The following is a 15,004-nucleotide window of genomic DNA, read 5'->3' as shown; positions in this document are numbered from 1 at the left end:
CCCCGGCGAGCGGCGGGGCTTTCGGATCGTGGCCTTGGCTTCGCGGCTGTTGGGATCCAGGAGACCCTGAGGGCCCGCGGGGCGGCGGGAGTGCCCAGTGCCCGGTCTTGCGAGCGCACCGCCGTCCCGGCCGCCCTTCTGCAGAGTTGGGATGCCCGGCTGGCGTTGCGCGCACTGGGTGTGCCGCCGGACCGGCTGGGTCGCGTGCACTGGCCGTGCCGCCGGACTCCTCCGCGCAGACTTCAGAGGCCCGCTCCGGCGGAGCTCAGGATTTCGTGGCCCAGGTGTACCGGTGTTCGGGGCGGCCCGTCTCGCCGTACTTCAGGGTCAGCCGCACCCGGCCTGTGCGTTCCAAAAGCTTGAGGTAGCGCTGGGCCGTCTGCCTGCTCATGCCGACGCGTTCCGCGATCTCCTGAGCGGAGAGCGGCCCGTCGGCCGAACGAAGGGACTGACGGACGAGTTCCGCTGTCGTCGGCGAGTGCCCTTTCGGCAGGCCTGATTCGCCCGGCGCCCACAGAGCGCCGAACAAGCGGTCCACCTCGGTCTGCTCGGCCTCGCCGCCGCTCTCGAAGGTGCAACGCAACGCCGCGTACGCCTCCAGCTTGGTGCGGAGCCCGGCGTACGCGAACGGCTTCACCAGATACTGAAGGGCACCGTGGCGCATCGCGGCCTGGACGGTGGCGACGTCGCGGGCCGCGGTCACCATGATCACGTCGGCCTGGTGACCCAGTTCGCGCAACTCCCTCACCACGGACAGGCCGTTGCGGTCCGGCAGGTAGTGGTCGAGCAGGATCAGGTCGATCGGCATCTCTCCGACCCGGGCGAGAGCCTCGGCAGCGGAATGTGCCACGGCGGCCACGCGGAATCCGGGCACCTTGGCGGCGTAGGCCGCGTTGATGCGGGCCACCCGTACGTCGTCGTCCACGACGAGGACCTCGATCACAGGGCTTCTCCAGACTTGGCTGACTGTGCTCGGGCCGACGGGCCGCAGGGACCGGAGATACTCGGCTGGTCCTCGCCCGTCGGGTCCGGCCCGGGTTCCGATCCCGGCGTCGTCTCGCGCAGCGCCTCGGGGAGGACGACGGTGAACACCGCCCCGCCCTCGTCGGCGCCCGTCACGGAGACGCTGCCTCCCTGTCGCTCCGCGAACCGGCGTACGAGGGGTAGTCCAAGGCCCCGCTTGCCGTGGGCCGGAACCTCCTTGGTCGACCAGCCCTCGGTGAAGATGCGTTCCCGGTCCTCCGCAGCCACGCCCGGCCCGCTGTCGCGCACCCGCAGAACCGCGGTACGCCCTTCGGCGCGCAGCCCCACCTCGATCCGGGCGTCGGCGGATCCCGCAGCCGCGTCCAAGGCGTTGTCCACGAGGTTACCGAGGACTGTGACAAGGCCCCGTGGATCCACCAGCCGGTCCGGCAGCAACGACCCCGGCGCGATTCGCAGGGCGACACCCCGCTCCGCGGCCACGGTCGCCTTGCCGACGAGGAGCGAGGCCAGCAGAGGGTCGTGCACCTTCTCGGTGACCTGCTCGGCCGTCGCCCGGTGGACGCCGACGACTTCCGTGACGAACTCCATCGCATCCTCGTGCATCTCCAGCTCCAGGAGCCCCAGGAGGGTGTGCAGACGGTTCGCGTGCTCGTGGTCCTGAGCGCGCAGCGCGTCGATGAGGCCGCGGGTGGAGTCGAGTTCGCGGCCGAGGTACTCGAGCTCCGTGCGGTCCCGCAGGGTGGCGACGGCTCCGCCGTCGTCGGTCGGCATCCGGTTGGCGAGGAGCACACGGCTGCCGCGTACGGTCATCAGGTCGTCGCCGACGACCCTCCCTGCCAGCACATCGGCCGTCCGGCCTGGACCCAGGGCCTCCTCGAGCTTCTTGCCCGCGGCGTCCGGGCCGAGGCCGAGCAGGCGCTGGGCTTCGTCGTTCAGGAGCCTGATGTGCCCGGTGCGGTCCAGCGCGACGACGCCCTCACGGATGCTGTGCAGCATGGCCTCACGCTCTGTCAGCAGCGCGGAGATGTCGGAGAACGCCAGATCGTGGGTCTGCCGCTGGAGGCGCCGGGAGATGAGATAGGCGGCCAGGGCGCCCACAGCGAGTGCCCCGCCGGCGTAGGCGAGGAGACCGGGGATCACGGAGAGCAGCCGGGCGCGGACGCTGTCGTACGCGATGCCGACCGAGACGGCCCCGATGACACGGTCCGATCCGTCGCGCAGCGGCACCTTGCCGCGTGCAGACCGGCCGAGCGTGCCGCTGTCGATCTCCATCACCGGCCTGCCGGCGAGCGCGGTGCCGGGGTCGGTCGAGACGACGCCGCCGATGCGGGAGGTATCGGTGTGGGACCAGCGCACCCCGCGCACATCCATGATCACGATGTATTCGGCGCCGGTCGACCGCCGGATCCGTTCGGCGGCGGTCTGGACGGGGCCCTGTGGGCTCGCTTCGGTCGTGAGCAGGGACTCGGCGATCTGCGGTTGCGCCGCCGTACTCTGCGCGATGGCCAGGGCGCGTCGCATGGCCTGGTCGTCCAGCTGCGCACTGAGCGGCGCCAGGAAGAGCCCGGTGGCGAGAACGGTGACTCCGGTGACGATGGCCAGCTGCATCAGGAGGACCTGCGAGAAGACCCGTCTCGGCCGGCCGAACCGGCGCGGTCCCCGCGGGGTGGTCGGTGGGGCGCTCATCGTGCGAACGGTAGATGCCGAACGCGGCCTTCCCGAAATCTGCGCGGTTCGGTCTTGTCACCACGACAGCTGGTCACCGCCGGCGCTCACCGCCCCTGACCACGTACGCCTGGTCACCCATGCTGATCACGAACGCTTGATCACGAACGCTTGATCACGAACGTCTGATCACTGGAGCTGATCGCCGACGGTCGGCCGCCGAAGCCCGGCCCTCGTGCCCGATCATGGTCGGTGGCCGACGGTGTGCGACCGAGTCCGGGTGTTACCCCGCAGTCCGGCGCGGGGGCCCGTCCGCGCGAGGGGCTGGTGGACCGTGAAGGCAGCGCGTCGGCCAGGTTCGGCCGAAGACCGGCGCCACCGGAGCCCTTGCCTTCGGGAGCCGCGTCTGTGAGCGTTCTCTGGGCATCCGACTCCATGCAATCTGTTTGCGCTTCTTGCGCTAATCTTGCGTTCATGACGCGACGACTTGCTCAGGTTGCCAAGAAAGTAGGGGTCAGCGAGGCCACGGTCAGCCGCGTGCTGAACGGCAAGCCGGGCGTCTCCGACGCCACACGGCAAGCCGTCCTCTCCGCCCTCGACGTCCTCGGATACGAACGTCCCACGCAGCTCCGCGGTGAGCGGGCCCGACTGGTCGGACTGGTCCTGCCGGAACTGCAGAACCCCATCTTCCCGGCCTTCGCCGAAGTGGTCGGTGGCGCGCTCGCCCAGCAGGGGCTGACCCCGGTCCTCTGCACGCAGACCAAAGGGGGCGTCTCCGAGGCCGACTACGTCGAACTGCTGCTCCAGCAGCAGGTATCAGGAGTCGTGTTCGCCGGTGGGCTCTACGCCCAGGCCGACGCCCCCCACGATCACTACAAGGTGCTCGCCGACCGCAAGATCCCGGTCGTGCTGATCAACGCGGCCATAGCTCGTCTCGGCTTCCCCGCGGTCTCGTGCGACGACTCGGTGGCCGTCGAGCAGGCGTGGCGCCACCTCGTCTCCCTGGGACACGAGAAGATCGGGTTCGTCCTCGGCCCGGCCGATCACGTGCCCTCCCAGCGAAAACTGGCCGCCGCCCGTGCGCTGGCCGAGCAGTCGGGGGTCACGGTGCCGGACGAGTGGGTGGCACGTGCCATGTTCTCGCTCGAGGGCGGCCAGGCCGCGGCGATGCGGCTGCTGGAGCACGGCGTCACCGGCATCATCTGCGCCAGCGACCCGCTGGCTCTCGGGGCGGTGCGGGCGGCGCGTCGCCGCGGACTGTCCGTCCCCGGGGACGTCTCCGTCGTCGGCTATGACGATTCGGCGTTCATGAACTGCACCGAGCCGCCCCTGACCACGGTGCGGCAGCCGATCGAGGCCATGGGGCGGGCCGCCGTCGAGTTGCTTTCGGTGCAGATCGCCGGGCGTACGGTGCCTTCCGACGAGCTCCTGTTCGAACCGGAACTGGTGGTACGCGGTTCCACCACCCGTCCGCCCCGGTAGCGCCCAGGAGAGAATTGCCGTCGGGCTGTAGCTAATTTGCGGCGACGACCCAGGTGTTGGTTGCTTCAGCTTCTTAGGGCGACGGTCCGGGCAGTCGCACCCCCGCGTCGTACTACGGCCCCCGCGTTCGCGGCGCCCCACCCTCACACGACGGCGCCCTATTCTGCGCCCGGTGCGGGCAGGGGAGTCGGCAGGGGGCGGGGCGGGCGCGGCCCGCAGTACTGCCCGCTGGGCCGCATGCGCAGAGGACGCTCCCCGTACTCCTCCATGGCGTGGGCGATCCAGCCGACCGTGCGGGACACCGCGAACACCGTCTCGCCCGCCTCCCCGGCCATGCCGGAGGAGACCGAGAGCACGGCGAGTGCCAGGTCGATGTTGGCGTGCAGGGGGGTGTGGCGGGCAGTGGTGGTGACGACGTCGCGGGCTGCCGCGAGTGCGGGCTCCGCCTGGGGCACGGCCTCCAGCAGTGCGAAGAGCAGCCGTGCCCGCGGGTCCTCGCCCGTGTAGAGCCTGTGGCCCAGTCCCGGGATCGGCCGGCCCGCCCTCAGGTGTTCGGCGACCACCGGTGCCGCGCTGCCCCGGTCCACGACCTCGGCCAGCATGCGGTGGGCCGGCCCGCTCGCGGCGCCGTGCAGAGGGCCCTCCAGGACGCCGAGGCCGGCGGAGACCACGGCGTACGGGTGCGCGTGCGTCGACGCGGCGACCCGCGCGGCCAGGGTCGAAGCCGCCAGATCATGGTCGGCGAGCAGTGCGAGAGCGGTGTCCAGCACGTTCAGCGAGGCCGCGTCCACCGGTCGGGCCGAGAGCTTCGGCCACAAGCGGCGGGCCAGCGATCCACCCGCACCGCCGTCCCCGCCGGCGCCGCTCTCCTCCGCCTCCGGTGGATGGGCCACCGGCCCCGGCCTGACTGCGGCCGGACCTGCCGCAGCGGCATCGGGCAGGGCCCCGACCAGGGTGGGGACCAGGTTGCGGGCGCAGTCGATGACCCCCTGGGCGGAGAGATCGAACCGCAAGGGATCCGCAGCCGCCGCTGCTGCGACCGCCGCCCGCAGTCTGTCCGTGGAACTGCTGTGCCGGGGCAGCGCGGCAGCCGTGCGCCGGGCGGCGGCCAGTGAGTCGGGGGCCGCGGCGAAGCGGATGCCAGGGCGCAGCTCGCCGGTCCAGATCCACTCGGCGACCTCCTCGAAGCCGTACCGACGAGCGAGCTCCGTCGCGTCGACGCCGCGGAAGAAGTACCGGTCCGGCTCGATGAGCGTGAGGCCGGTGCGGAAGACCAGATCACCGGCTGCCGCGCCTGGATCCCTCCGCCCGGTCCGACGCGCCAGTGCCTCCACCTGTGCGGCATCGAGCGTGCTGCCGCGTCCGCCGGGAGTGCGCCTGCTGGTGAGCTGCCCCCGGCTGACGTACGCGTAGACGGTCTCGGGCTTCACCCCCAGCAGATCCGCCGCCTCCCGGGTGGTGAGCCTCCCGCTCCGGCCGGGCGTTCCGGCGTCCGGACCGCCGGCCGTCCCCCCGGCTTCCTGGCCGTCGGTCGTCCCCGGAGCCTCCCGGCCCTCGTCGGCCTCCCGGTTTCCACCGACCTCCTGGTCGTCCGGCGCGGCGCTCTGGACTGGCTCATGCGTCATGGCCTCACCGTACCCATATCCATGTCTCGTCCACATCACGTCAGATGCAGTCCGCCATATTCATTGATTCAATCAATGTTGACGCCACACCATCAACCCTGGACAGTGGAATCAATGCCTGACTCCACCGTGGAAAGAGACTTGCCATGCCTGCCACGCGCACAGAAATCACCCCGCTCGACGTGCCCCGGGGGCTCGCCGGTGTGATCGTCACCGACACCGCTCTCGGTGACGTACGGGGACGCGAGGGCTTCTACCACTACCGGCACTACTCGGCGATCGAGCTCGCGCGGACCCGTAGTTTCGAGGACGTCTGGTACCTGATGTTCCACGGGGAGCTTCCCGGCCCGGGCGCCTCCGAGGAATTCGCCGCACGTACCGCGGGTCTGCGGCGCCTGCCCGAGGAGGTGCGGGAGGCGCTGCCGTCCATCGCCCGCGCCGGAGCGGTTTCCGGTCCGCTCGCCGGCCTCCGTACCGCGCTCTCGCTCCTCGGCGCCACCGCCGGTTTCCGTCCGGTGTACGACATCGGCGCGGACCGGCGCCGGGACGACGCGCTCGCCGTGTGTGCCGTGGTTCCCACCGTGCTGACCGCCCTGTACCGCCTCGGCATCGGCCTCGAACCGGTCGAACCGCGCGACGACCTCCCCTTCTCGGCGAACTACCTGTACATGCTCACCGGTGAGGAGCCGGACGCGGCACGGGCCTCGGCGGTCGAGCGGTATCTCATCTCCACGGTCGATCACGGTTTCAACGCCTCCACGTTCACCGCGAGGGTGATCGCCTCCACCGGCGCCGACATCGCCGCGTGTCTGGTCGGGGCGGTGGGCGCGCTCTCCGGGCCGCTGCACGGCGGCGCACCCAGCCGGGCGCTGGACACCCTGGACGCCATCGGCAGCCCCGACCGCATCGACGCCTGGATCCGGGAACGGGTCCTCGCGGGGGAGCGGATCATGGGGTTCGGGCACCCCGTCTACCGCACCGAAGACCCGCGCTCACGCATGCTGCGCTCGATCGCGCAGGGGTTCGGCGGACCGCTGGCCGACTTCGCGGTCGAGGTCGAGCAGCGGGTCGAGGCGATCCTCGCGGAGCTCAAGCCCGGGCGTGAGCTGCACACCAACGTGGAGTTCTACGCCGGTGTCGTGATGGAGCTCTGCGGGCTTCCCCGCGAGATGTTCACCCCCACCTTCTGTGCCGCGCGCATGGTCGGCTGGAGCGCCAATATCCTGGAACAGGCGCAGGACCCGAAGATCATCCGGCCGGCGGCCCGCTATGTCGGAATGCCGCCGACGCGCTCCGTACCGGCGCTCCGGCCGACCCAGGAAGGCACCAGTTGACCCCGCCCCACACCTCGCAGATCCCGGTCGTCGTCCTGGCGGGGTTCCTCGGTTCCGGCAAGACGACGCTGCTCAATCATCTGCTCCGCAACAGGTCGGGCAACCGGATCGGCGTGATCGTCAACGACTTCGGTTCCATCGAGATCGATGCCATGACCGTCGCGGGCCAGGTCGGGTCCACGGTTTCCCTGGGCAACGGCTGTCTGTGCTGCGCGGTCGACGCGAGCGAACTCGACACCTTCCTGGAGACGCTCACCCGGCCGAGCGCCCGGCTCGACGTGATCGTGATCGAGGCCAGCGGCCTCGCCGAGCCCCAGGAACTCGTGCGGATGCTGCTGGCGAGCGACAACCCGCACATCAGGTACGGGGGACTGGTCGAGGTCGTCGACGCCGCCGAATTCCCCGCGACCAGGGCGCGCCACCCGGAGATCGACCGCCATCTCGCCGTCGCCGACCTGATCGTGCTGAACAAGACCGACCGGGTGACGGAAGCGGGCCTGAGCGAGGTGCGGAGGGCCGTCGGCGAGGCCGGCGGCAAGGCTGCGGTGATCGGCGCCGCGTACGGGAGAATCGACCCCGAGCTCCTCTTCGACCCCGCCCTCGGGCCGGACGAGGACGACATCGCGCGGCAGCTGACCTTCGAGGATCTGGTTCCCGAGGCGGACCGTCTGCACGAGGCCCATCTGCACGCGGCGTACGAGAGCGTCTCCTTCACCACCGAACTGCCTCTCAGCCCTCGCAGGTTCATGGAGTTCCTCGACTCCCGGCCGGCCGGGCTCTACCGCATCAAGGGCTTCGCCGACTTCGGCGCCGGCGACCGGGACAACCGTTACGCCCTGCATGCCGTCGGCAGGTTCCTGCGCTTCGTCCCGCAGGCGTGGCCCCGGCAGGAGCCCCGGCGGACCCAACTGGTGCTGATCGGGTCAGGCATCGACGCCGAGGCGCTCCACAAGCAGCTCGAGGGGTGCCGCGAGGAGCAGCGGAACGCCCCCGACGGGCAGGGGCAGGACCCCGGGATCATCCGCACGCGACAGGACACCGACGCCACCCGCGAGCGGCAGGACGCCGGCGCCGCCGATGAGCTGGAACGCAGCATGTGGGGCGTCCTGCGCTATGTGCGGCAGCCGGACGACGGGGCCCGATGACTTGGTGGCCCCGCCGTCCGGCCGGGTGCTACAGCGGTCCGGCGATCACCGCGACGGGGCTCGTGGACGGTGTCCCGGAACCGTCACGGCGCGGATCCGGGGCAGGCAGGTCGGCCGGCGTGCCGTTCTTCTGCGCCGCCCGTGCCGGCGTCTCCCCGGCCCAGGCGAACACCAGGACGTCCTCCCCCTTCAGGAAGCGCTGGCAGCGCACCCCGCCGGTGGCCCTGCCCTTGCGCGGATACTGATCGAACGGGGTGAGCTTCCAGGTCCGTTCCGAGTCGTCCAGCGTTCCGTGCGACCCCGCGACCGTGAACACCACCGCGTCCGCCGAGGGATCGACAGCGGCGAACGACAGGACCGCGGAGCCCGCCGCGAGCTTGATGCCCGCCATGCCACCGGCTGCCCGCCCCTGCGGACGGACCTGAGCCGCGGGGTAGCGCAGCAACTGAGCGTCGGACGTGATGAAGACCAGGTCCTCCTCGCCCGTACGCAGCTGGGAGGCGCCGACGATCCGGTCGCCGTCCCTCAGTGAGATGACCTCCAACTCGTCCTTGTTGGCCGGGTAGTCGGGCACCACTCGCTTCACCACACCCTGCAGAGTGCCGATGGCGAGACCCGGCGACTCCTCGTCCAGGGTGGTGAGGCAGACCAGGCTCTCGTCCGCCTCCAGCGTGAGGAACTCCGAGATCTGCGCCCCACCCGACAGGTTGGGTGCCGCGTGAGTGTCCGGCAGCTGAGGCAGGTCGATCACCGACAGGCGGAGCAGCCGTCCGCCGGACGTCACCGCACCCACGTCGCCGCGTGCCGTCGCGCGGACGGCGGAGACGATCACGTCGTGCTTCGCCCTCCTCGCGTCCTCGGCCTGGACGATCGGCTCGGCGTTCGCCGTACGGGCCAGCAGGCCGGTCGAGGAGAGGAGCACCTGGCAGGGGTCGTCGGCGACCTCCAACGGCACCGAGGCGACCTGCGAACCCGACGACTCCAGCAGGACGGTGCGCCGGTCGGTGCCGAACTTCTTCGCCACCGCGGCCAGTTCTGCGGAGACGAGCTTGCGCAGCTCGGCGTCCGACTCCAGGATCGCGGTCAGCTCGGCGATCTCCTGGTTCAGGCGGTCGCGCTCGGTCTCCAGCTCGATCCGGTCGAAGCGGGTGAGCCGGCGCAGCGGGGTGTCCAGGATGTACTGCGTCTGGATCTCGCTCAGCGAGAAGCGCTCCATCAGGCGCTCCTTCGCCTGACCCGAGTTGTCGCTGTCCCGGATGAGGCGGATGACCTCGTCGATGTCGAGCAGGGCGACGAGGAGGCCCTCGACCAGGTGGAGCCGGTTCCGGCGCTTGGTCCGGCGGAACTCACTGCGCCGGCGCACCACGTCGAAACGGTGGTCGAGGTAGACCTCCAGGAGCTCCTTCAGCCCCAGGGTGAGCGGCTGCCCGTCGACGAGCGCGACGTTGTTGATGCCGAAGGACTCCTCCATCGGCGTCAGCTTGTAGAGCTGCTCCAGCACGGCCTCGGGCACGAAGCCGTTCTTGACCTCGATCACCAGCCGGAGCCCGTGCGCGCGGTCCGTGAGGTCCTTGACGTCGGCGATGCCCTGGAGCTTCTTCGACCCGACCAGGTCCTTGATCTTGGCGATCACCTTCTCCGGACCGACGGTGAAGGGAAGTTCGGTGACCACGAGGCCCTTGCGGCGCGCCGTGACGTTCTCTATGGCGACCGTGGCGCGGATCTTGAACGTGCCGCGCCCGGAGGCGTACGCGTCCTTGATGCCGCCCAGGCCCACGATCCTGCCACCGGTCGGCAGGTCGGGTCCGGGGACGAAACGCATCAGCGTCTCGAGGTCCGCGCCCGGGTGCCGGATCAGGTGGCGCGCGGCGGCGACGACCTCGCCGAGGTTGTGCGGGGGCATGTTGGTGGCCATGCCGACCGCGATCCCCGAAGCGCCGTTGACCAGGAGGTTCGGGTACGCCGCCGGGAGGACGACCGGCTCCTGCTCCTGGCCGTCGTAGTTCGACTGGAAGTCGACGGTGTCCTCGTCGATCGACTCCGTCATCAGTGACGTGGCGTCGGCCATCCGGCACTCGGTGTACCGCATGGCGGCAGGCGGGTCGTCGTTGCCCAGGGAGCCGAAGTTGCCGTGCCCGTCGACGAGGGGCAGGCGCATCGAGAACGGCTGTGCCATGCGCACCAGTGCGTCATAGATCGACGCGTCGCCGTGCGGGTGCAGTTTGCCCATCACCTCGCCGACGACCCGTGCGCACTTCACGTACCCACGGTCGGGGCGCAGTCCCATCTCGTTCATCTGGGACACGATGCGGCGGTGCACGGGCTTCATGCCGTCCCGGGCATCCGGCAGAGCCCTGGAGTAGATCACCGAGTACGCGTACTCGAGGAAGGAGCCCTGCATTTCGTCGACGACGTCGATGTCGAGGATCTTCTCCTCGAAGTCGTCCGGCGGCGGGGTTTTGGTGCTGCGGCGGGCCATCGCGGCTGCGACTCCTTCACAGATTCTGTCGGGCAACCTCAGGTTCTGACGCCGACCATTGTGGACCGCCGCACCGACAACCCCGACCTCGACCCGTCCGAAGCGCTCTCCGGGGGCCCCGCGAAGCCCCTCTTCACGGCAGGATCTACGACAACATTCACCCGGCGGGAACTTCGCCAGGTGCCCGTGCGCTTGCTTACAGTGGCAGGTCCGGCAGGAAAATCCTGTACCGATCGAAGGGACGTACATGCCCATGGGTCACACGGCCACAGCCCAGGCCGGTTCCGGCGGCTTGACGGCGACCGAGCACCGGCTGGCCAACGGCCTGCGCGTGGTGCTCTCCGAGGACCATCTGACCCCGGTCGCCGCGGTCTGCCTCTGGTACGACGTCGGTTCCCGCCACGAGGTCGAGGGCCGTACCGGCCTGGCTCACCTCTTCGAGCACCTGATGTTCCAGGGCTCGGGCCAGGTCAAGGGGAACGGACACTTCGAGCTGGTGCAGGGAGCCGGCGGTTCCCTCAACGGCACCACCAGCTTCGAGCGCACCAACTACTTCGAGACGATGCCCACGCACCAGCTGGAGCTGGCCCTGTGGCTCGAGGCCGACCGGATGGGCTCGCTGCTCGCCGCGCTCGACGAGGAGTCCATGGAGAACCAGCGGGACGTGGTGAAGAACGAGCGCCGCCAGCGCTACGACAACGTCCCGTACGGCACGGCGTTCGAGAAGCTCACCGCGCTCGCCTACCCGGAGGGCCACCCGTACCACCACACGCCGATCGGTTCGATGGCCGACCTGGACGCGGCGACGCTCGAGGACGCGCAGGCGTTCTTCCGCACCTACTACGCGCCGAACAACGCCGTGCTGTCCGTCGTCGGGGACATCGACCCCGAGCAGACGCTCGCCTGGATCGAGAAGTACTTCGGATCCATTCCCTCCCACGACGGCAAGCAGCCCCCGCGTGACGGCACGCTGCCGGACACCATCGGCGGCCAGCTGCGGGAGGTGGTCCATGAGGAGGTGCCGGCACGTGCGCTGATGGCGGCCTACCGGCTGCCCCACGACGGCACCCGCGCGTGCGATGCCGCGGACCTCGCGCTGACCGTGCTCGGTGGCGGCGAGTCGTCCCGCCTGCACAACCGCCTGGTCCGCCGCGACCGCACGGCCGTGGCCGCGGGATTCGGGCTGCTCCGGCTCTCCGGCGCACCCTCGCTGGGCTGGCTGGACGTCAAGACGTCCGGCGGCGTCGAGGTCCCGCGGATCGAGGAGGCGGTCGACGAGGAGCTGGCCCGCTTCGCCGAGGAGGGCCCCACCCCGGAGGAAATGGAACGCGCGCAGGCACAGTTGGAGCGCGAGTGGCTCGACCGGCTCGGCACGGTCTCCGGCCGTGCCGACGAACTGTGCAGGTACGCCGTTCTGTTCGGCGATCCGCAGCTCGCGCTGACCGCGGTCGGCCGCGTGCTGGACGTGACCGCCGACGAGGTCAAGGCCGCTGCCCGGGCCCATCTGCGGCCCGACAACCGTGCCGTCCTGGTCTACGAGCCGGTCGAACCGGCGGACGAGACGGACGGCAACGACGCGCACGAGGGGGCCGACAAGTGACCGACGCCGCCGTGACTGGAGTAGCGATGGAGTACCACCCGCAGCCGACCGCCGGCGAGGCCAGGCCCTGGGCCTTCCCCGCGCCCGAGCGGGGCGCACTGCCCAACGGCCTGACCGTGCTGCGCTGTCACCGCCCCGGCCAGCAGGTCGTCGCCGTGGAGATCTTCCTCGACGCGCCGCTGGACGCCGAGCCCGAGGGCCTCGACGGTGTGGCCACGATCATGGCCCGCGCGCTGTCCGAAGGCACGGACAAGCGCTCCGCGGAGGAGTTCGCGGCCGAGCTGGAGCGCTGCGGCGCCACACTGGACGCCCACGCCGACCACCCGGGTCTCCGCGTCTCTCTGGAGGTCCCGGTCTCCCGGCTCGCCAAGGCGCTCGGCCTGGTCGCCGAGGCGCTGAGGGCCCCGGCCTTCGCGGAGAGCGAGATCGAGCGGTTGGTGGGCAACCGGCTCGACGAGATCCCCCACGAGCAGGCCAACCCCGCCCGGCGGGCGGCGAAGCAGCTCTCCAAGGAGCTCTTCCCGGCGACCGCCCGGATGTCGCGTCCGCGCCAGGGGACCGAGGAGACGGTGCGGCGCATCGACGCCGCGGCCGTCCGTGCCTTCTACGACGCCCACGTCCGTCCGTCCACCGCGACCGCCGTCGTCGTCGGCGACCTCACCGGCATCGACCTGGACGAACTGCTCGCCGAAACCGTCGGCGACTGGTCCGGCAATTCGGTCCGGGCACGCCCGGTGCCTCCGATCACCGCGGACGACACCGGACGTGTGGTCATCGTGGACCGTCCCGGGGCGGTGCAGACCCAGCTCCTCATCGGGCGGATCGGTGCCGACCGGCACGACAGCGTGTGGCCCGCCCAGGTCCTCGGCACGTACTGCCTGGGGGGCACCCTGACTTCCAGGCTGGACCGCGTGCTGCGCGAGGAGAAGGGCTACACCTACGGCGTCCGGGCCTTCGGCCAGGTACTGCGCTCGACAGGTCCCGGTTCGTCCTCCGGACCCACGGGCGCGGCGATGCTGGCCATCAGCGGCTCGGTGGACACGGAGTCGACGGGGCCGGCGCTCGACGACCTGTGGAAGGTCCTGCGCACCCTCGCGGCCGAGGGGCTCACCGACGCCGAGCGTGAGACCGCCGTGCAGAACCTCGTGGGCGTGGCCCCGCTGAAATACGAGACGGCGGCCTCCGTCGCGGGGACCCTCGCCGACCAGGTGGAGCAGCACCTCCCGGACGACTACCAGGCCACGCTGTACGCGCGCCTGGCCGATACGGGCACGGTCGAGGCGACCGCCGCGGTGGTCAACGCCTTCCCCGTCGACCGTCTGGTCACCGTGCTGGTCGGCGACGCCGCGCAGATCGCCGACCCCGTCAGGGCGCTGGGCATCGGCGAGGTGTCGGTCGTCAGCGGCTGACGGTCCGCCACATTCAGGACTCCGGCGGACACTCCGCCGGGGTCCTGTCTTTTGTCTGATTTATCAAGAGAAGTGCGTGTTCATCCTGTGGGATGTCCGACAAAAGACCCTTTCCGTTTGGTGAGGGGGAGGGGCCCGTCCTAGCGTCGGCTCGGCTGTCCGTCGGACCCGAGCCGCGACCGCGGCGCCGGACAGTCATCGCCGAGTCCCCGTCAGGCGCGAGCCTGGGGAGCCGGGGACCCACGAAGTCCCTGGGGTGAATCGGATCCCTGCGTCTCGCGCGAGACGAGAGGGGCCCGTAGGAGACCTTCCTGCTCCGAACCCGTCAGCTAACCCGGTAGGCGAGAAGGAAGGAAAGGACCAGCCACTTCATGGCGTTCATCCGTGCCACCGGGAAGCACCGTGCCCCGAGCCGCCTGACGCGCAGGAGCGCCCGGGTCGCCGGCATCGCGGCCCTGGCCACCACCGGTGTCATCGGCGCCACAGCATCCCCGGCGCTCGCCGCGGACTCCGAGGTCACCGCGAGCGGCACCGGTCTGGCGCAGACCGTCGCCCTCGACATGAGCCTTGCCGCGCAGATCGAGGCCCAGGCGCAGGCCCAGCAGCACCAGGCGGAGGTCGCGAAGGCGAAGGCCGAGGCCAAGCGCAAGGCGGAGGCCCGCGCCAAGGAGGCCCGTGAGGAGAAGGCGCGTGCCGCACGCGCCGCCGAGCGCGCCCGTCTCAACGCCTTCCACCTCCCGGTCGCCGGTTCGCACGTCACCACCGGCTACAAGTCCGGCGGCGCGCTCTGGTCCTCCGGCACCCACTCCGGCGTGGACTTCCAGGCCGCGTCCGGCACTTCCGTCGTCGCCGTCGGTGCCGGCACGGTCGTCGAGGCCGGCTGGGGCGGCGCGTACGGCAACAACATCGTGCTCAGGATGAAGGACGGCACGTACACCCAGTACGGCCACCTCTCCTCGATCGGCGTCTCGGTCGGCCAGAGCGTCGGCTCGGGGCAGCGGATCGGCCTCTCCGGGTCGACCGGCAACTCCACCGGACCGCACCTGCACTTCGAGGCCCGCACCACCCCCGAGTACGGCTCCGACATGGACCCCGTCGCCTACCTCCGCGCCCACGGCGTCCAGGTCTGACCCCGGGTCCGCCCCGTTCGCCCGCACGCACCGCTCCGACGAAGGCCCCGGCATCGCGCCGGGGCCTTCGCCGTGCCCCGCGGCACGGCGCATCCGAGCCGCGCGGAACTGCCTTCCGGCCAAAAGATATCCATGGATTCCACCCCGCCGT

The 15,004-nt window shown here is 70.8% G+C and carries 10 protein-coding genes and 1 riboswitch; of the genes, 6 read left to right on the top strand and 4 right to left on the bottom strand.

From position 1 onward, the window contains the following. Nucleotides 1-265 precede the first annotated feature (265 nt). Nucleotides 266-943 (bottom strand): response regulator, encoded by a 678-nt coding sequence (locus tag OG206_RS08050; RefSeq protein ID WP_327113726.1) that lies wholly within the window; start codon nt 941-943, stop codon nt 266-268. Then, nucleotides 940-2,670, bottom strand: coding sequence for a sensor histidine kinase (locus OG206_RS08045; protein WP_327113724.1), 1,731 nt, complete (start codon nt 2,668-2,670; stop codon nt 940-942). The genes OG206_RS08050 and OG206_RS08045 overlap by 4 nt, the downstream gene beginning before the upstream one ends. Nucleotides 2,671-3,123: 453 nt before the next feature. Between OG206_RS08045 and OG206_RS08040 the strand changes: the two genes are divergently transcribed. Further along, on the top strand, nt 3,124-4,131 hold the full coding sequence (locus OG206_RS08040) for a LacI family DNA-binding transcriptional regulator (RefSeq protein ID WP_327113722.1): 1,008 nt from the start codon (nt 3,124-3,126) through the stop codon (nt 4,129-4,131). 158 nt (nt 4,132-4,289) lie between these two features. Here OG206_RS08040 and OG206_RS08035 read toward each other — a convergent pair whose 3' ends face one another. Next, a complete protein-coding gene (locus OG206_RS08035; protein ID WP_327113720.1) occupies nt 4,290-5,756 on the bottom strand; it encodes a citrate/2-methylcitrate synthase in 1,467 nt (488 codons plus the stop codon). A 146-nt stretch (nt 5,757-5,902) separates the two neighbouring features. Between OG206_RS08035 and OG206_RS08030 the strand changes: the two genes are divergently transcribed. Both OG206_RS08030 and OG206_RS08025 read left to right on the top strand, forming a co-directional pair. Continuing rightward, a complete protein-coding gene (locus OG206_RS08030; protein WP_327113719.1) occupies nt 5,903-7,090 on the top strand; it encodes a citrate synthase/methylcitrate synthase in 1,188 nt (395 codons plus the stop codon). After that, nucleotides 7,087-8,235, top strand: coding sequence for a CobW family GTP-binding protein (locus OG206_RS08025; RefSeq protein WP_327113718.1), 1,149 nt, complete (start codon nt 7,087-7,089; stop codon nt 8,233-8,235). Before OG206_RS08030 ends, OG206_RS08025 begins: the two co-directional genes overlap by 4 nt. 28 nt (nt 8,236-8,263) lie before the next feature. Here OG206_RS08025 and OG206_RS08020 read toward each other — a convergent pair whose 3' ends face one another. After that, entirely contained in the window at nt 8,264-10,714 is a 2,451-nt protein-coding gene (locus OG206_RS08020; RefSeq protein WP_327113717.1) for a DNA gyrase/topoisomerase IV subunit A, read from the bottom strand. 247 nt (nt 10,715-10,961) lie between these two features. On the opposite strand from OG206_RS08020, the gene OG206_RS08015 reads away from it, so the two are divergent. The 3 genes from OG206_RS08015 (at nt 10,962) to OG206_RS08005 (ending at nt 14,853) form a co-directional block, all read left to right on the top strand. After that, nucleotides 10,962-12,314 carry a M16 family metallopeptidase gene (locus OG206_RS08015; protein ID WP_327113715.1) on the top strand — a complete coding sequence of 451 codons (1,353 nt, stop codon included), beginning with the start codon at nt 10,962-10,964 and terminating at the stop codon, nt 12,312-12,314. Between the two features lie 26 nt (nt 12,315-12,340). Continuing rightward, on the top strand, nt 12,341-13,723 hold the full coding sequence (locus OG206_RS08010; RefSeq protein ID WP_327122208.1) for a M16 family metallopeptidase: 1,383 nt from the start codon (nt 12,341-12,343) through the stop codon (nt 13,721-13,723). A gap of 189 nt (nt 13,724-13,912) precedes the next feature. Further along, nucleotides 13,913-14,081, top strand: a riboswitch (cyclic di-AMP (ydaO/yuaA leader). Nucleotides 14,082-14,094: 13 nt separating this feature from the next. Further along, nucleotides 14,095-14,853, top strand: a complete 759-nt coding sequence (locus OG206_RS08005; protein ID WP_327113713.1) for a M23 family metallopeptidase — start codon at nt 14,095-14,097, stop codon at nt 14,851-14,853. Nucleotides 14,854-15,004: the final 151 nt, after the last annotated feature.

The sequence above is a fragment of the Streptomyces sp. NBC_01341 genome (assembly GCF_035946055.1).
Taxonomy (GTDB): domain Bacteria; phylum Actinomycetota; class Actinomycetes; order Streptomycetales; family Streptomycetaceae; genus Streptomyces.
Note: the sequence above shows the minus strand (reverse complement) of the source record. Positions and strands in the feature narration are given on the sequence as shown.